The organism is Acinetobacter tandoii, assembly GCF_008867985.1.
Lineage (GTDB): Bacteria > Pseudomonadota > Gammaproteobacteria > Pseudomonadales > Moraxellaceae > Acinetobacter > Acinetobacter tandoii.
Genome location: NZ_VXLD01000004.1, coordinates 48,881 through 66,990, shown reverse-complemented (window position 1 = coordinate 66,990; position 18,110 = coordinate 48,881). Strand labels below are relative to the sequence as shown.

16 protein-coding genes are annotated in these 18,110 nt (G+C 39.1%); 11 read left to right on the top strand and 5 right to left on the bottom strand.

Annotation, left to right across the window (positions count from 1 at the left end):
• Positions 1 to 78: 78 nt before the first annotated feature.
• Positions 79 to 1,653 (bottom strand): sensor domain-containing diguanylate cyclase, encoded by a 1,575-nt coding sequence (locus F4W09_RS07865; protein WP_151504576.1) that lies wholly within the window; start codon positions 1,651 to 1,653, stop codon positions 79 to 81.
• A 322-nt stretch (positions 1,654 to 1,975) separates the two neighbouring features.
• On the opposite strand from F4W09_RS07865, the gene F4W09_RS07860 reads away from it, so the two are divergent.
• From F4W09_RS07860 to rfbC, 11 genes are all read left to right on the top strand, one after another.
• Positions 1,976 to 3,238 carry a sensor histidine kinase gene (locus tag F4W09_RS07860; protein WP_151504509.1) on the top strand — a complete coding sequence of 421 codons (1,263 nt, stop codon included), beginning with the start codon at positions 1,976 to 1,978 and terminating at the stop codon, positions 3,236 to 3,238.
• Between the two features lie 279 nt (positions 3,239 to 3,517).
• Positions 3,518 to 6,316 carry a bifunctional [glutamate--ammonia ligase]-adenylyl-L-tyrosine phosphorylase/[glutamate--ammonia-ligase] adenylyltransferase gene (gene glnE, locus F4W09_RS07855; protein WP_272482704.1) on the top strand — a complete coding sequence of 933 codons (2,799 nt, stop codon included), beginning with the start codon at positions 3,518 to 3,520 and terminating at the stop codon, positions 6,314 to 6,316.
• Between the two features lie 18 nt (positions 6,317 to 6,334).
• A complete protein-coding gene (locus F4W09_RS07850) occupies positions 6,335 to 7,261 on the top strand; it encodes a branched-chain amino acid transaminase (protein WP_016168208.1) in 927 nt (308 codons plus the stop codon).
• 74 nt (positions 7,262 to 7,335) lie between these two features.
• The gene (locus F4W09_RS07845; protein ID WP_151504508.1) at positions 7,336 to 8,226 is read left to right on the top strand and encodes a mitochondrial fission ELM1 family protein; all 891 of its coding nucleotides are present in this window, start codon (positions 7,336 to 7,338) and stop codon (positions 8,224 to 8,226) included.
• A 43-nt stretch (positions 8,227 to 8,269) separates the two neighbouring features.
• Positions 8,270 to 9,049 (top strand): polysaccharide deacetylase family protein, encoded by a 780-nt coding sequence (locus tag F4W09_RS07840; RefSeq protein WP_418655086.1) that lies wholly within the window; start codon positions 8,270 to 8,272, stop codon positions 9,047 to 9,049.
• Positions 9,050 to 9,051: 2 nt separating this feature from the next.
• Positions 9,052 to 10,035, top strand: a complete 984-nt coding sequence (locus F4W09_RS07835; protein WP_016168205.1) for a glycosyltransferase — start codon at positions 9,052 to 9,054, stop codon at positions 10,033 to 10,035.
• A gap of 12 nt (positions 10,036 to 10,047) precedes the next feature.
• Complete coding sequence (locus F4W09_RS07830; RefSeq protein WP_151504506.1) at positions 10,048 to 11,085, top strand: ELM1/GtrOC1 family putative glycosyltransferase; 1,038 nt, start codon at positions 10,048 to 10,050, stop codon at positions 11,083 to 11,085.
• Between the two features lie 131 nt (positions 11,086 to 11,216).
• Positions 11,217 to 12,284, top strand: coding sequence for a dTDP-glucose 4,6-dehydratase (gene rfbB / locus F4W09_RS07825; protein ID WP_151504505.1), 1,068 nt, complete (start codon positions 11,217 to 11,219; stop codon positions 12,282 to 12,284).
• 2 nt (positions 12,285 to 12,286) lie between these two features.
• Positions 12,287 to 13,180, top strand: coding sequence for a dTDP-4-dehydrorhamnose reductase (gene rfbD / locus F4W09_RS07820; protein ID WP_244948557.1), 894 nt, complete (start codon positions 12,287 to 12,289; stop codon positions 13,178 to 13,180).
• A complete protein-coding gene (rfbA, locus tag F4W09_RS07815) occupies positions 13,177 to 14,067 on the top strand; it encodes a glucose-1-phosphate thymidylyltransferase RfbA (protein ID WP_151504503.1) in 891 nt (296 codons plus the stop codon). The genes rfbD and rfbA overlap by 4 nt, the downstream gene beginning before the upstream one ends.
• Positions 14,057 to 14,605, top strand: a complete 549-nt coding sequence (gene rfbC / locus F4W09_RS07810) for a dTDP-4-dehydrorhamnose 3,5-epimerase (RefSeq protein ID WP_044738711.1) — start codon at positions 14,057 to 14,059, stop codon at positions 14,603 to 14,605. Before rfbA ends, rfbC begins: the two co-directional genes overlap by 11 nt.
• 26 nt (positions 14,606 to 14,631) lie before the next feature.
• Here the strand turns inward: rfbC and F4W09_RS07805 are convergent, their stop codons facing one another.
• The 4 genes from F4W09_RS07805 to F4W09_RS07790 all read right to left on the bottom strand — a co-directional run bounded on the left by F4W09_RS07805 (position 14,632) and on the right by F4W09_RS07790 (position 17,882).
• Positions 14,632 to 15,651 carry a glycosyltransferase gene (locus F4W09_RS07805; protein ID WP_151504502.1) on the bottom strand — a complete coding sequence of 340 codons (1,020 nt, stop codon included), beginning with the start codon at positions 15,649 to 15,651 and terminating at the stop codon, positions 14,632 to 14,634.
• Between the two features lie 39 nt (positions 15,652 to 15,690).
• On the bottom strand, positions 15,691 to 16,626 hold the full coding sequence (locus F4W09_RS07800) for a CgeB family protein (RefSeq protein WP_151504501.1): 936 nt from the start codon (positions 16,624 to 16,626) through the stop codon (positions 15,691 to 15,693).
• The gene (locus F4W09_RS07795) at positions 16,626 to 16,844 is read right to left on the bottom strand and encodes a hypothetical protein (RefSeq protein WP_044738714.1); all 219 of its coding nucleotides are present in this window, start codon (positions 16,842 to 16,844) and stop codon (positions 16,626 to 16,628) included. Before F4W09_RS07795 ends, F4W09_RS07800 begins: the two co-directional genes overlap by 1 nt.
• A gap of 153 nt (positions 16,845 to 16,997) precedes the next feature.
• Positions 16,998 to 17,882: a lysophospholipid acyltransferase family protein gene (locus F4W09_RS07790; RefSeq protein ID WP_151504500.1), complete on the bottom strand. Its 885-nt coding sequence runs from the start codon at positions 17,880 to 17,882 to the stop codon at positions 16,998 to 17,000.
• Positions 17,883 to 18,110: the final 228 nt, after the last annotated feature.

The following is an 18,110-nucleotide window of genomic DNA, read 5'->3' as shown; positions in this document are numbered from 1 at the left end:
GTACGTTGATGTATTGGTCGGATTTTTGATTGTACAAGATGGTTCCTTGGGCAGGATTAAATTTTAAAGTACCTTTAGTCACATACAGATACGGTTGCGTCCATCAGCTTTGGCTTGATAGAGGTTTTCATCGGCCAGTTTCATTACCGCTTTAATATGTATGGAAGAGTTGGGCCAATGTGCAAGACCAATCGAAACAGTGATAGGACCAATGCCTTCAATTAAAGTTGATTCTAATTTGAGTCTTAGGCGTTCTGCTAATTTATAACCAATATTTAAATCAGTACTAGGTGTTAGAACAATAAATTCCTCGCCACCAAAACGACAGCACACATCATTATCACGGAAGTTGGCCTGAATCAGTTCAGCCACTTTTTGTAAAACCACATCACCCTTGTCATGCCCATAGGTATCATTGACTTGTTTGAAATGATCAATATCAATGGCAATCACACAAAACTGGGTTTTGGCATTAATCAATTCTTGGGTAAATACATCCATACCTCGACGGTTATAAAAGCCTGTCAGTGGGTCAGTGTTGACGTGGTAATTTAGCTCATTAATCCTCTTTTTAAAGTTTTGAGCACTTAGTAGTAAAGAGAGGCGGAATTTTAAAACTTCAAAATACCAAGGTTCAATGCTTTTGATTCTTTGATCGATATCTGGAGTATTCAATACACTGGCCATTTTTGCCAGTTGTTCTAGTGGGTTGGAAATAAGATAAGCAATACGCCAGACGATAAAGAAAATAACCAGATAAAAGATCGACATACCGAATAAAGTTTTATAAACAATACTGGTGGCTTGTTCTAATAATACTGCTGTGGGCTGCTGAGAAATGATGATCCATTTGGTGGAAGGTACATAGGCAAAACCCGCGAGATTTTCTCGCCCTTGACTATTTATCAATTCAATTTTTCCATACTTGGTTGCTTGAATTTGAGCAAGCCCTGAGTTGTGCGTGACTGTTTCACCAATACGTTTAGCATCAGGATGAAAAATAATGCGATTGTATTGATCAAGCACATACATATAACTGTTTTGATAATTATATTTGATACTGAGTAACTCTCGGATTAAATTATTTTTCTTTAAATACAACGCTCCGCCAATAAAACCGAGATATTGGTGGTTTTGGTCAAAAATCGGTTGGGAGATAAAGACAATTAAATTATGTCGAATGGAATAGTAAGGATGTGTGATAACAGGAGCTTTTTTTTCTAATGACAGTTGAATGCCATAGGTTTTATTGACTTGCTGTTTATTAAATGCCAATTGTTCAGGGGCATAGCTGACAAAACGTCCTTCTTTATTAATCACCACGACACTATCAAAAAAATCTGATTGATAACGTAGACGATTGACTTCATTTTGTAGAGCGGCAGGGTCATCAAAAGAATGCCCCAAAATTTCTGCACTATATGCCAGTTGCTTAACTAGACTTTTAAATTGTAAATCCGTTCCTTGCGCAATTTTTGAAGCATAATCAAAATTAACAGATAATGAATTTTCAATCAGTTGTTGACGCTGAATGTAATAGCTGACTGCCAATGAAATCACGAATAGGCTAAATACACTAAACATCGCAAGAAAAAGAATTAACTTTCTCAAATCTAGATTGAGTTTTGAAAGTAGCCTTTGCAGAGAGGTCATCACAATATGGGTCAGGTGCTGTTGAAAATGTCGTATATGCTAAATGCTGTCGAGTGACGATATTGGATTGAAAGTCAGTCTGAATAAAACTTGTTTTACATAGGACAATGTATAGAGAAACGAGATAAAAATCTAGTTTTGATGAAATTTATCTATGCGTTTAATACGCGTATGACTGGTCAATTCAGAGATTAAGTATTATATTGTTTTTGTAAATATATTTTAATTTTTTGTATCATAATTAAAAAATCGGTTCTTAATTAAAGGTTTAGCCCAATCTGTACAATCTACCTTCGCAATGTTTGATTTTTCCGAGGCAATTATGAACATACAACTCTTAGAAATTGGCTCAGAAACCGAGCAGTTAAGTGCTTGTAGACTTTCATTGCTGTTGGGGATTACCTCATCACAGAATCAGATTGCGACTTATCTCAGATTGGCGAGGCAATTGTTGGCAGTAGATTATGCTGTTTTACAATTTAATAATGAGCCTTATGCGTGGGTGTCAATGCAGTCAGGTTTAAAAGCTTATACCAGCCCTTCATTGTTTCCAAATTTGGTTAGACATGCGTATATCGATGAGCGACATCCTGATTATTCAAAATTTTTAACAGTGATTTCGACTTTAGGCTTAGTATCACAACCCCGTTTAGTTATTTTGAATTTACAAAACAGCCAAGGTGATTCGGTTGGCCATGTGGCTTTGTTTGGCCCTCAAACTCAAGTATTTTCGCAAGATCAAATCCAGATGGTGCAAGAGTTATTCGCTAGTTTAATGAAGCACATTGAACTTAAAATCGATTATGCAGAACTAAAAGAAATGTATGAGCAGCAGTCTGCATTAAATTTTAGTAAAACCAAGTTTTTTCAAATTATTGCGCATGATTTACGTGCTCCATTTCATGGCTTGCTCGGATTTTCAGAAGTGTTAGCCCAAGAGCGTGGCAGTTTGGATGAAGATAGTATTCAGAATATTGCCGACTATTTACATGACACGACGCAATCTACGTATAGCTTATTGGAAAGTTTGCTTAATTGGGCGATGGCTGAAGGTGGGCGTTTTGTCTTCCATCCGATTAATTTCCAGTTAAAACAAGCTTCAAAAATTGTTTTTAATGTGTTGAATGGCTTAGCCATTAAAAAAAAGATTCAATTGATTGATGCTGTACCCGAAGAAATTAAAGTTTTTGCTGATATTAATATGGTCACTTCGGTGATTCAGAATTTAGTTTCTAATGCATTAAAGTTTACTCATATGGATGGTTCTGGCATAGTCAAGATTTCTGCTGAAGTCACAGACAAAGGGGTCGAGATTGCGATTCAAGACACAGGTTTGGGTATGACTTCGCAACAAATTGAACAGCTATTTCAACCACGGTTAACGGTCAGTTTTAAAGGCACGGATGGCGAAAAAGGCATGGGGCTTGGTTTAGTGCTGTGTAAACGTTTTGTAGAAATTAATCAGGGCGAAATCCAAGTCCAATCCAAAGAGGGGGAAGGTACTTTATTTAAAGTGACTTTGCCGCAAGCGGAATCTTATTTAGCCCTGAGTCAAAACCAAAAGAAAAAAGAAACTTCGTCTTAATCACATATCTTTTCCAGATGATTCATATTGTTCTAAAAAAAATCGTTCAAAATGACATGCATTCGGTAGTATCCCAGCATTTGATTGAGTACACTCGAAATGAAGTCGAATTCAGACTTATGCCCAATATCGGCTCAGCATATTTCGAAATATGCTGAGTATTTGGTCAGAACTTAACTGATTCAAAGTGTCCTTCATGCTTGAATCTGGGTGAAAACTGGAATGATTATCTGCAGATGAAAATTAAGATGTCATGAATTTCGATCGTCGAAAAATAAATTGAATGAAGCATGTGCTAAAGCAGGAGAAAAACGCTTGATGAACGCTGAACAATTGCAGAAAACGTTGTGTGCGAGCCAATATGCAGAACAGGTTTTGGCAATTCATAAGAGCTTATTAGAACAAGATTATGGCGTTGATCAGTTTCAGACTTCACTCACCACCTCGCAAATTTTTTTACACGTTCACCAAGAATTAGACAATGTAGAAGATGAAACCACATGGCTACGCTTAAGTCGAATTCTGCGGGCACGTTTGATGTTTCGCTGGATTTGGCAAGATGCGAACCAATTGACCGATGTTGTGACCTTAACACGCGAGCTATCCGATTTTGCGGATGCGATGGTTTGTGCAGCGAAAGAATTTGCACGTAAACCTCTGGTTGCCAAGCATGGCGAGCCAATAGGCTATAGCGGTAAAGTCCAAGACTTGATCGTGATTGCCATGGGAAAACATGGTGCACAAGAGTTAAACCTATCGAGTGACATCGATCTGATTTTTGCCTTCGATGAGCAAGGCGAAACCAATGGGCGTAAATGTATTGAGGTCCAGCAGTTTTGTATTCTTTGGGGGCAAAAGCTGATTTATTTACTGGATCACATGACTGCCGATGGTTTTGTGTTCCGTGTGGATATGCGTCTACGTCCGTGGGGAGATGGATCTGCGCTCGCAATTAGCCATGTAGCTTTGGAAAAATATTTGAGTCAGCATGGTCGTGAATGGGAGCGTTATGCTTGGATTAAAGCGCGTATTGTGACGGGGGGCAAGGAAGGGGATGAGCTGCTTGCCATGACGCGTCCATTTGTGTTCCGACGCTACGTTGATTACACTGCATTTGAAGCCATGCGCGAAATGAAAGCCATGATCGAACGAGAAGTGGCGCGTCGTAATATTGAAGATGACATTAAACTGGGTGCAGGCGGGATTCGTGAAGTCGAATTTATCGTACAGGTATTCCAATTAATTTATGGCGGTTCAAAACTCGAGTTGCAAGATCGTCAATGTCTGGTGAGTCTGCATCATTTGGGTGAAGTCGGATTACTTGATCCACAAGTTGTAGTTGAACTGGAAGATGCCTATTTATTTTTACGTCGAGTTGAACATGCTATTCAAGCGTTAAATGATCAACAAACACAATCTTTACCTCATGAGCCTGAGTTACGCCAACGTATGGTAGAGACTTTGGGTTATGCTGACTGGCAAGCATTTTTGGATGTACTCAATCAAAAGCGTGCCAAAGTCATTTATCAGTTTGAGCATTTGATTAAAGAAAAAGAACCTGACCCATTGGTCGAGAGTTTTGGTCAGTTAGAACAACGTTTACAAGCCGTATTGGATGACGATGCTAAAAATTTGGTGCATGAATTTTGGTATGGTAATGCTTTGAAAAAGTTGCCTGCAAAAGCGGTTCAGCGTTTGAAAATGTTCTGGCCACATTTGATTGAAGCGATTTTAGAGTCGGATAAACCACAAACTGCCTTATTGCGTTTAATGCCTTTGGTCGAATCGGTAATGCGCCGTACTGTGTATCTGGTGATGTTGATTGAGAGCAAGGGTGCGCTACAGCGTTTAGTCAAAATGGCGACTGTTAGTCCCTGGATTTGTGAAGAATTGACGCATTATCCCGTATTGCTAGATGAATTTTTATCGATGGATTTTGAATTGCCTCGCCGTCAGGATTTACAAGATTCATTACGTCAGCAATTGCTGCGCATTGAACTCGATGAAGTCGAAGACCTGATGCGGGTGTTACGTCTCTTTAAAAAATCTAATGTTTTGGCGGTAGCAGCCAGCGATGTTCTAGCTGAAAGTCCACTCATGAAAGTCTCTGATGCCTTAACCGATATTGCGGAAGTATCGGTGAATGCAACCTTGAACATGGCATATCAAATGGTTGCGAAAAGACATGGCTTTCCACTCGATATTGAAGGGCAGCGCTGTGCCATTGACCATATGGCTTTTGCCGTTGTGGGCTATGGTAAGGTGGGCGGCATTGAGTTGGGCTATGGTTCGGATTTAGATTTGGTGTTTATTCATTATATGGATGAACAAGCAGATACAGATGGCCCGAAATCCATTAGTGGCTTTGAATTTGCCATGCGGGTGGCCCAAAAGTTTATCTCATTGATGACGACACAAACCCTCGATGGTCGAGTCTATGAAATTGATACACGTTTACGCCCTTCGGGTGAGGCTGGTGTTCTGGTTACCAGTCTAAAAGCCTTTGAGCAGTATCAACTTAAAAATGCTTGGTTATGGGAGCATCAGGCATTGGTTCGTGCACGTTCGATTGCAGGCGAAGAAACACTGCGGGAAAAGTTCGAGCAACTGCGTTGCCGAATCTTAACCTTGCCTAGAGAAGAGGCAAATGTACGTGAAGAAGTGCTCAAAATGCGTCAGAAAATGAAAGACCATTTAGGTTCTTCTAAAGAACAGCAAAAAGATGGAATTTTTCATTTAAAACAGGATGTAGGTGGTATCGTTGATATTGAATTTATGGCACAGTATGCTGTGTTAGCCTGGAGTGGGTCGAATCCCGATCTCGCCCACTACTCCGACAATGTACGAATCCTTGAAGACGCTGCAAAAGCAGGTTGCTTATCCAGTAACGATGCAACAGCATTGATTCAAGCTTATCTCAGTGAACGAGCCGAGAGCCACCGTTTAGCGCTTGCGAATCAATCCATGCAAGTCAATGCTGCGGATTGGCACAATACCCGCGTGATCGTTTGCAAGTTATGGCAAAGATTAATAGATCCAACTGCTACGGCTATGTTGGATAAAAATGACAGTATATAAAAATTTGGAGTGTGTGCCATGAATTTGGCTGATCGTGATGGTTTTATTTGGCAAGATGGACAATTGGTTGATTGGCGTGAAGCGAAAGTTCACGTTTTAACGCATACTTTGCACTACAGTATGGGTGTCTTTGAAGGTGTGCGTGCTTACGAGACACCAAAAGGTACAGCGATTTTCCGTTTACAAGACCACACTAAGCGTTTGCTTAATTCTGCAAAAATTTATCAAATGAAAGTTCCATTTGATCAAGCGACGCTAGAACAAGCTCAAATTGATGTGGTTCGTGAAAATAAATTAGCATCTTGCTATTTACGTCCGTTAATCTGGATTGGTTCTGAAAAACTTGGTATTGCAGCGACGAACAACACGATTCATGCAGCAGTTGCAGCATGGGGTTGGGGTGCATATTTGGGTGAAGAAGCTATGGCGAAAGGGATTCGCGTAAAAACTTCTTCTTTCACGCATCACCATCCAAACGTGACGATGTGTAAAGCAAAAGCTTCGGGTAACTATACTTTATCGATTCTTGCTCACCAAGAAGTTGCACATTCTGGTTACGATGAAGCAATGTTAATGGATCCTCAAGGTTATGTTTGCCAAGGTTCTGGCGAAAATGTATTCCTTGTGAAAGATGGTGTGTTACATACCCCAGATATCGCTGGTGGTGCGCTTGATGGTATTACACGTCAAACTGTGATGACTATTGCCAAAGACTTGGGTTACCAAGTTGTAGAACGTCGTATTACTCGTGATGAATTCTATATTGCGGATGAAGCCTTCTTCACAGGCACTGCTGCTGAAGTTACGCCAATTCGTGAATATGATGACCGTCAAATTGGTTGTGGTGCACGTGGTCCAATTACAACTGAAATTCAAAAAACCTATTTTGATGCAGTTCAAGGTCGTAACGACAAATATGCGCACTGGTTGACTTACGTAAACTAAGTTGATCGGTTAAGATCAAAAGGCGAGACTTCGGTTTCGCCTTTTTTATTGAAATTTTATCATGGTTTAAGTTTATGCATATTGTCTATGTTAGTGATGGAAAGGCGGGACACCGTTCACAAGCACTCGGCTTGTTTAAAGCTATACAAAGACAATCTTCAGAAACGGTCAGCTTTGAAGAAATTTCGATCGATGACTTGGCCATATTCCCTTTGTTGGTAGGACTCTTTCGTAGATCTATTCCACAGCTCCAAACCACACCTGATTTTATTTTTGGTGTGGGCAGTCATACCCAATTACGTGTTTTTTTGCTTGGAAAAATTTATCCTCAAGCCAAAACTGTGATTTTAATGAAACCGAATTATCCATTCGCTTGGTTTAATTACAGTGTGATTCCAGAACATGATGGCATTCCAGCATCTGATCGGGTGATTGTGACCCAAGGGGCACTGAATCCGATTGTGAATGAACAGCGCCATCAATCAGAGCGGATTTTAATTGCATTGGGTGGTTCATCTAAACGTCATCAATGGAATGAGGATAAAGTCTTTGCCTCGATTGAACACATTGTGAAGCAACATCCGAATAATGAAATCATTATTACCACTTCGCGTCGAACGCCTGAGCAGTTTGTTGAACGCTTGAATACATATCCTTTTTTACCTCATGTGCACTTTTTCCCTGTAGAACAGACGCCACAAGGTTGGATTTTTGAAGAAATGCAACAGGCAGAAGCTGTCTGGGTCACGGAAGACAGTGTCTCGATGATTTATGAGGCACTGACTGCAGGTTGTAGAGTTGGCGTGATTGCCATGGATCGGACCAAACAGGACCGTATTACGACATCTGTAGATGGATTATTAGGGAAAGGAATTATCTCGGAATCGCTCTTGTTAGCTCAGTTGCCTGAACCAAATGCTTTTAAAGAAGCAGAGCGTGTGGCAACATATCTTTTAGCTCAATAAGCAGAAGTTGCCTGTGATTTACTTATTTCTTGTTCTGTTCGTGATGGTGGTACTGTTTAGTTACAAGTTTGCGTGGTGGAAACCCGCAGTAGATTGGAAACGACCACGTGTGCTGATGTATCACATGGTACGAGAGCATATAGATGGGGCAAAATTTAATAAGCTAAGAGTTACACCTAAACAATTTGAGCAGCAAGTGGCATGGATGAGTGCACAAGGTTTTCATTTTGTTACGATGCAAGAATTACAACAGAATTGGGGGCAACACCCTGAAAAAACCGTAGCGATTACTTTTGATGATGGTTATTTGGATAACTTGGAAAATGCGTATCCAATTTTAGAAAAATATCAAGCCAAAGCCACCATTTATGTGGTGGTTGATCGTCATGATCGGGACTGGTCGACGTATAAAAAAGCACATCATAACAGTGGCGAATTGGCACGTGAGCCAAAGCTTAATGATGAACAAGTGAAGTTCTTGGCGAATAGTGGTTTGGTGGAAATTGGCTCGCATACCATGACCCATGCCAATTTAGATAAATTAAATGATGCTGAATGTCTAGCAGAATTAACCGAGTCTAAACAGCAGCTTGAACAATTAATTCAACAACCAGTGACCAGTTTTGCCTATCCTTTTGGTATCTATTCTGCACGTGATGTGGCGTTGGCCAAACAGGCTGGTTATCACAATGCGGCGACGACCATTGAAGGGATTGATGGCGAGCAACCTGATTTTATGCAATTGCAACGTATTAAAATTAGTGGGAAAGATTCACTTTTTGCGGTGAAGTTAAGACTTAAATTAGGCAAGCGTGAGGGCTAAACATGAACATTACGCTTGTGATGGCCAGTGATGAAGAAGGTGGTTTAGAAAAGCATGTGTTAGAACTTGCTGAAGGGCTTGCAGAGTTTCACCAAGTTTCTTTAATTGCACATCAAAAATATCAAAGCCAATTGTCTAAGAAGGTCAATTTTGTTGTCTTTGATATGAGTGGTAGCCGCTATAATCCATGGACAAAATATCAACTAAAAAAAGTCATTCTGGCAACTCAGCCTGATATTTTACATGCGCATGCTTCTAAAACTGCGAAGCTGTTACAAGGTATGCTCAAACAGTTTAGTTTTCCAAGCGTGGTGACTGTTCACGGCAAAAAGAAAAGTAATCAGGCATATTTTGCATTTGATCACATGATTGCCGTGAGTCGTTCGGTTGCAGAGACTTTAAACCAACCGAATAAAACTACAGTTATTTATAACGGAACTAAAATTACTGTATCGCCAACACCTTTTCAGAAAAACCGAAAGTTTATTGCGATTGGGCGTTTGAATTCGGTGAAAGGTTTTGATCTGTTATTAGAGGCTTGGAAATATATTCCACATTCACTTTCAATTGTTGGAGAAGGTGAGGAACGGAGCAAGCTTGAACAACTGATTCAGCAGTATCAATTGTCTAATCGGGTTTCTTTGCTAGGCTATCGTTCAGATATTCATACGTTGATCAATGAACATGAAGCATTAATTGTTTCTTCATTGCGTGAGGGTGGTCCTTATACTTTGGCAGAAAGCCTATTATTGAATCGACCTGTATTGGGTACTGATGTTGGAATGATGGCAGAATTTGTTCCAGCGGAATTCTTATGTGAGGCAGGGAGCAGTAATGCTTTAAATACCTTGCTTCAGCATTATTTACAAGTCGAAGCCCCTTTTATGGATTTCGCATCAGCGTATGCAATGGCGCAAGAACAGCTTACTTTTCAGAAAATGATTGAACATACCTTACAAATTTATCAATCTTTGCTTGTGTCATAAATGGGATTTAATATGAGCCAACAGCCGATTATTCTTGCACTTACCGATGGCAAAGCAGGTCATGAAACCCAGACACAGGGAATTGTACAGCTTTTAAATCAACAGCAAACTTATCAAGTAGAATGGCTCAAACTTGAATTGCCTAGTAAATGGCACTATCGAATACTGAAATGGTTGATGAAATTCAGTCCGAACACAGCATGGTTGACTGCGTTTTTGTCCCGTGAGCAACTGGTCAATATCAAACAGAAAAAAGTTGCCTATATTGTATCCGCTGGTGGAAATACACTTTTGGCCAATGCATTACTTCAACTGGAACTCTCCAAAACACAAGCTGTAAAAAATATCGTGGCAAGTTCTTTGCGTGGCATTAAAGATCACTATTTTGATGTTGTGTTTACCATACAAGCAGAACAAGAGAATTTAGCACATTATTTATATTACCCGATTGCCCCAAATAAAATGTGTGCTTTGTCTTCGACTCAAATGCAGGCAAGAACAAAATTAGGTATTTCATCATCTGCTCAAGTCATAACAGTGTTGATTGGTGCTGATACCAAGACTGTTAGTATTGGTTCTGTAGAGGAATGGGGGGCTGTTCTTCAAAAAGTCCGTAGTGAATATCCTGAGGCATGTTTTTTGTTGACGACTTCCCGAAGAACATCAGTTGAGTTTGAACAAAGTTTGGCAGAGTTGTGTTATGCACATGATATTTTGCAGGCCACTGATCAGATCACTTGGGTTGCACAAGGTCAACAATGTGATATTAAAGATTATATTTTGGCGGCAGATTGGGTTTTATCGAGTGCAGATTCAACTTCGATGATGGCTGAAGTTGTTATGTCAGGTCAGCCATTAATCGTGTTTTCTGATGCGACTAAAATGCATGATGCTGCGATTCAGCAACAATTACAATTTCTGGAACAGCAAAAATGGATCACTTGTTATGATCTATCGAATTCCTTTCAGTTTAAACAAGCGCTACAGTTCCTTGAACCTAAAAATCATTCCAAGGCGATGGCGAGTGAACTGGAAAAAAGATTGAACTAACTTTTGGGGAAACTGGTTTTCTTTTGTAATATGACTACGATATTGCTGCATATTTGCAAATGAATCAGTAAATTTAAGTTTAAATCAATGATAAAATTTCCCACTAAGAATGTGGAGTCAAAAAATTCATTATGAAATTCTTAGTTACTGGCGGTGCTGGTTTTATTGGGTCGGCAGTTGTTCGTCATATTATTCAAAATACTGAACATGAAGTATTAAATGTAGATAAATTAACTTATGCGGGAAATTTAGAATCTTTAATTTCTGTTGCTGATCATCCACGCTACCATTTTTCTCAAACTGATATTTGTGACCGAGCTGCATTAGACCAACTCTTTTCAGATTTTCAGCCTGATGTTGTAATGCATTTAGCAGCAGAATCGCATGTAGACCGTTCTATTTCTGGTCCTTTTGCTTTTATTGAAACCAATATTATTGGAACCTACCAGTTATTAGAGGCAAGTCGTTCTTATTGGGGTAGCCTAGCGGAAAAAGGTAAAGCGACATTTCGATTCCATCACATTTCGACAGATGAAGTTTATGGGGATTTGGAAGGTACGACAGACTTATTTACGGAAACAACGTCATACTCACCGAGTTCACCTTATTCTGCCAGTAAGGCAAGTTCTGACCATTTAGTGCGCGCATGGAATCGTACTTATGGACTGCCTGTAGTGGTGACGAATTGCTCGAATAATTATGGGCCATATCATTTCCCTGAAAAATTAATTCCATTAATGATTTTGAATGCACTACAAGGTAAAGCATTACCAGTTTATGGTAACGGTCAGCAAATTCGTGACTGGCTTTTTGTGGAAGACCATGCGCGTGCATTGTATGTTGTTGCGACGCAGGGTGTAGTTGGAGAGACTTATAATATTGGCGGACATAATGAAAAAGCCAACCTTGATGTTGTCCACGCCATTTGTCAATTGTTAGAAGAATTGGCACCGAATAAACCTGAAGGTATTCAGTCTTATCAGGACTTGATCACCTATGTAAAAGATCGCCCTGGTCATGATGTGCGTTATGCAATTGATGCTTCAAAAATAAAAGTTGAACTGGGCTGGGTGCCTGAAGAATCTTTTGAAACAGGCCTCAGAAAAACAGTTGAATGGTACTTAAGCAATACTGAATGGGTAAATCACGTGCAAAGTGGTGAATACCAATCATGGTTAAGCACACAGTATCAAGGCTAGTTATGAAAATATTATTACTCGGGAAAAATGGGCAAGTAGGTTGGGAACTGCAACGTGCACTTGCTCCATTGGCAGAGGTGACTGCATTAGACCGTCATGGATTGAATGGTTATTCTGGTGATATGTCACAGCCGCAAGCGATTCGCGAGGCAATCATAGCAATTAAACCTGACGTGGTTGTTAATGCATCTGCTTATACAGCGGTGGATTTAGCAGAGTCGGAACCAGAATTAGCAGATTTAATTAATCATCAAACTGTTCGAGTGATTGCAGAGCTTTGTCAGACTGAGCAGATTTTATTTGTGCATTATTCAACAGATTATGTTTTTTCAGGAGAAGGCAGCCAACCTTTTGATGAAGCAGATTCTGTTGCTCCATTGAATGTTTATGGCAAAACAAAAGCCTTGGGAGAGCAAGCGATTCTTGAAAGTGGTTGTGCCTATCTGATTTTTAGAACCTCTTGGGTTTACGCAACAAAAGGCAAGAATTTTTTGAAAACGATGCTCAATTTGGCTCAGCAAAGAGAAGAACTCTCAATTATTGATGATCAAATTGGTGCGCCGACTTCAGCCGAGTTAATTGCAGACATTACGGCACAAATTATTCCTAAAGTCTGGGTTGATAGGCAAAAGTCAGGAATTTATCACTTGGTTGCAAGCGGTGAAACGACTTGGTTTGGTTATGCCAATTTTATTTTTCAGCAAGCACATACTTTGGGAGAAGTATTGAAGGTGGAAAAAGTGAATCCGATTCCGACATCGGCCTATCCAACACCTGCAATCCGTCCTCATAATTCACGAATGCATAATGCAAAATTACAAAACACGTTTGGGCTTGTCCTACCTCAATGGCAAGAAGGCGTGAAACGAACTTTAGCGGAGCTACTAAGTCAATGAGCTTAAAACGTAAAGGTATTATTTTAGCGGGCGGATCTGGTACCCGTTTACATCCAATTACCAAAGGTGTGTCAAAGCAACTTTTACCGATTTATGATAAACCCATGGTTTATTATCCGCTTTCAGTGTTAATGCTAGCAGGTATCCGTGAAATTTTATTAATTTCTACACCTGAAGATTTGCCGCAATATCAGAAATTATTAGGTGATGGTGCGCAATTTGGTATTGAGCTGAGTTATAAAATCCAGCCATCTCCAGATGGCCTTGCTCAGGCATTTCTGATTGGTGAAGAATTTATTGGCAAAGATAATGTTTGCTTAATCTTGGGTGACAATATTTATTATGGTCAAAGTTTCGGTAAGCAATTAGAAGCTGCAGGCTCAAGAGAACAGGGCGCAACAGTTTTTGGTTATCATGTCACAGACCCAGAAAGATTTGGCGTGGTTGAGTTTGACCCAACGGGTAAAGTGCTAAGTATTGAAGAAAAACCGCTTAAGCCAAAATCTCCTTACGCAGTAACAGGACTTTATTTCTATGATAACCGTGTTATTGAGTTTGCTAAGCAAGTAAAACCTTCTGCCCGTGGTGAGCTTGAAATTACAGATATTAATAATGCTTATCTTAAAGATGGTTCACTGAATGTAGAGTTGTTGGGACGCGGTTTTGCATGGTTAGATACGGGGACGCATGAGTCGCTGCTTGAAGCGGGTCACTTCATTTATACCATCGAAAAGCGTCAGTCTTTGAAGGTTGCTTGTTTAGAGGAAATTGGTTTCCATCAAGGTTGGATCAGTTCTGAACAACTTTTAGAGAGTGCGACAGCATTACAAAAAACCGAATATGGTCAGTATCTGAAAAAGATTTGGGAAGAAGCAAATGCAGGTTGAAACCACGAAAATTGAAGGCTTATTGATTCTTCAGCCCAATGTTTTTGGAGATGATCGTGGTTGGTTTATGGAAAGCTTTAATCAACAACACTTTGCACAAGCCTTAGAACAATTGCAGCAAGCTGTACCGACTTTTGTGCAAGACAATCATTCGCTTTCACAAAAAGGGGTATTACGCGGTTTACACTATCAAAATGCACCCTATGGACAAGGGAAATTAGTCCGTGTAGTGCAAGGGCGAGCTTGGGATGTTGCAGTGGATATTCGTCCAGATTCAGCAACCTATGGACAATGGGTTGGAGTGGAGCTGAGTGCAGAAAATAAAACCATGTTTTGGATTCCTGAAGGCTTTGCACATGGTTTTTTAGCGTTGGAAGATAATACGCAGTTTTTGTACAAAACCACAAACTACTACAATAAAGAAAGTGAAGGCGCGATTATTTGGAATGATCCGACACTTGCAATTGAGTGGCCTTTATATGAAATTGAAAACGTGTTGGTGAGTGATAAAGATAATCAAGCCAACTTATTTAAATAAAGAAGAGGAGCAATAGCTCCTCTTCTTTATTTTGGCTTATTCAATATAGTTTTATAAGGTGCGACTAAGGCAACTGAAAGAATAAACTGCATACACAACTTTAGAATAAAAAAAGGTGCAACATAAAAAGGAAGGGTGCGTAAAGCAATCATGCTGGTTGGAATAATCCGATCATAATAGCGACGTCGAATAGCTAAAGAGGCATTTTTGCGTAGTTCTTTAGATAAGGCCTTTTTATTCTTTAAATAGATTTTATTTGCTCGTGGTTGTTGCTTTCTATGGTGATCAAAAAAGGCATTCATGCTTTCCCGAAATAGAATGACTTGCCGACGTACCTCAAAGTGATCTTTCTTTTTCTTAGCTTGGGCAATAACACTGGTATCGTGATAACGGAAATAATTTAAACATTCTGCCGTATAGAAAATATCACCTTGAGAGATGATTTTAGTCCAGATTTCCCAGTCGCCAATAAATCTTAAGCTTGGGTTGGCACCGCCAACATCAAGATAAGTTTGCTTTTTAAATAATACACCACTGGCATTCGGAACAGTATTTTGTGTATTTAGGAAATGATCAATATATTCAAGCCCAGACATTTCAAAATCATCTGCGAATAAGATTGGATCAACAGCATCCGTAAAGTCTTTCCAAGATCCAGTGACTTTACCTTGTGCATTCATTCGATGCGACTGACTATATGCTAGAACCAAATTGGGATTTTGAATGAAATGTGAAACGAGTTTTTCTAAAAAAGTCGCTTCGGCTACATCATCTGATTCTGCAATCCAAATTAACTCACCTTTGGCAAGGCTCATGCCTTTATTCCATTGGTGAAAGGTAGAACCAGAGTTTTTTTTATTAATAATACAGTGTGATACCTTTGGATGGTTCTTATATTTATTCAGGATTTCTGCACTATTATCAGGTGATAAATCATCTAAAAGAATAACTTCAAACGCTGTATAAGTTTGTTTGAGAATACTTTCGATTCTTTCTTCTAAATATTGTGCATGATTATAACTAGGGACAATAACGCTCACTAACACGGAGAGAAAAACCTTTTAATTTAATTTGGAAATCAATTGCTAGGATAATAATTCAATAATTGTAGCTAACCTATTTTTATAGGTATGGCTTTGTTGAACTTTATTCATCGCATCTAAAGGATTAATAACAGAATTATTCAGTTTATTTTGTAGTTCGGAAGGTTCTGTAAAACAAATGATTTCATTTTGGACATCGAATACAAATTCAAGATCCTTTACATACTCACTGACCAGAATACATCCGCAAGCAGGGGCTTCAAAACAGCGCATATTCATCCCTTGCCGGATGTTGGTTTTATTGATGACATTCAATACATAACGATGCTGTCGATATAAATCGGCAACTTCTAATAAACTAATATTCTGCGGGTGAATTGTACTATCTGCTTTATTTAGCTTATCCCAACCTTTACCATAAATCGTCATAGGTAAGGGAATTTGTTCCAAGAGATGTTGACGATCTGGAGACCACGCACCTACAAATAATAATCGGTCATTTTTTTCAGTTGTCGAATGAAAGAAAATATCAGGATTATAAGCCAAGGGTAAATACGTGGTTTGGGTGAGTCCAAGTTTCGCTGCATCATCTAGGAAACTTGAGTCCGTGAAGCAATATAGATCAATAATATCTTGAGAGCGGAGTAATCGATGATCGAAGAAATCACCAATCCAATGTGCGATTTTTCCTGAATATTCAGAAAAAACCTTTAATAAATAATCATTAAAATAAAATAAATCTGCAATTAGAATCAGGTCTGGCTGAAATTGCTGAATCTTTTTTTTCAATAAATTCGCAGTATAACGGTCTTTATTTGGCAGAACTTTCTTTAAAAATCGTTCCGTACTATTGTTGTGATTAAGTGCAAATCCTTGGATTTGAAAAGGGGAGTCTGGCTTTTGAACGGCTAATAGGTTTTCATACCATTGTAGAATTCCGCCACGTTTTCCAATAACAAGGATTTTATACTCAGACATCATTCGCGATCCGGATTGCCTTTAAGTACCATGTAAATCAAACCGACAAAAATCGCAAAGGCGCCACCTAAACTACTCACGCAGAAATATAAAATACGGTCAGAGGTGTCTAGGTTAAATAAACCATTGGCAAGAATATAGCGCATGAATAACCACTGGACGACTGCAAAAACAATTACCACAAGACCACGACGGCGGACTTCAGGACGCATAGCCATAAGCTTGCTCATCTATTAATATTAAAACTGCGGGCTATTATGCCACTGCTCAGAATTGATCTCAAATGAATAAAAACAATCAGCTCAATGCGATACAAATTCATATAAATTTGAGCTTTTATTTTTATAATCCAAACATATTCTTAAAGCATGTCAGATCGTGGGTTGTTTACAGTAAACATTGATATTGCCATAACAATTCCTGAAGCGTTTGTATGACCAGATATACTGTTCGGGCGCGAGCTGAATCATCTCTTGAATTGCCAGATTTAAGCTGTCTACAGACTGTTGTAAATCTTTTGAAAGAATGGTTTGAGGCAATTCGGTGCAATATACATCAAAACTGGATAATTCAGGATTACGAATACAGCTTAAGCCAATGACGTTGCATTGCGTCTTGGCCGCCATTTTCGAAACCAATGTTGCCGATAGTGTATTTTGCTGGAAAAAATGTGAATAAATTCCGCCAGAAGCTTTAGGTAAATGATCTGGTAAAACGACAGTCAAACCACCTTGCTTTAGATGTTTAAAAATTTGACGTATTCCTGTTTCATCTGTTGGTACCAAGGTGGCGTTAAATTTCTGTCGGGCATTTAAAATATACCGATTCACGCCTTTTATTTTGTCAGGTTTATACATGATCATGGGTTGCGTATAAATATTTAACCAAGCATTTAACAGTTCCCAACAACCAAAGTGAGGAACGACCACAATCACACCTTTTTGATTGGCCAAAGCCTTTTCTAAGAGCGCTGCACCATGAATATTCTTAAGTAAGTTGAAGTTGTATTGAGGTGACATTCCCCAGCATTTTACAAATTCGATATAGGTCATGCATTGGCTTTGAATGCTGAGACGAAGACGCTTTTGTAAGGTTTGTTCATTTAATTCAGGATATGCCAATCGGAGATTAATCGCTGTAATTCGTTTGATGGAGGAGTTTGTATGAAAGAGTAGATAGGCAACCCCAAGAGCGATTCTTTGTAAAAATGACAAAGGTAAAATTGCGATAAATTTAAGCAGGAAATAAATAGCCATATTTTGACTCAAGAATCTTTTTATCAGAAAGGATGAGAGAAAATTTTGCAAAGAGACTTAAAAATCTAAGATAGATAGAATCAAAAAAAGATGAGCATCTTAAGAACAAAATGAATTTTTGAATAGAATAATTAAGGCAAGAACTGTTGCAACAGAATATAGGCTATCGTTGCTTACTCTAAGCGGGATGAAAGAAAAGTTCAAAAGAAAATTTAAAGAATGATGGGT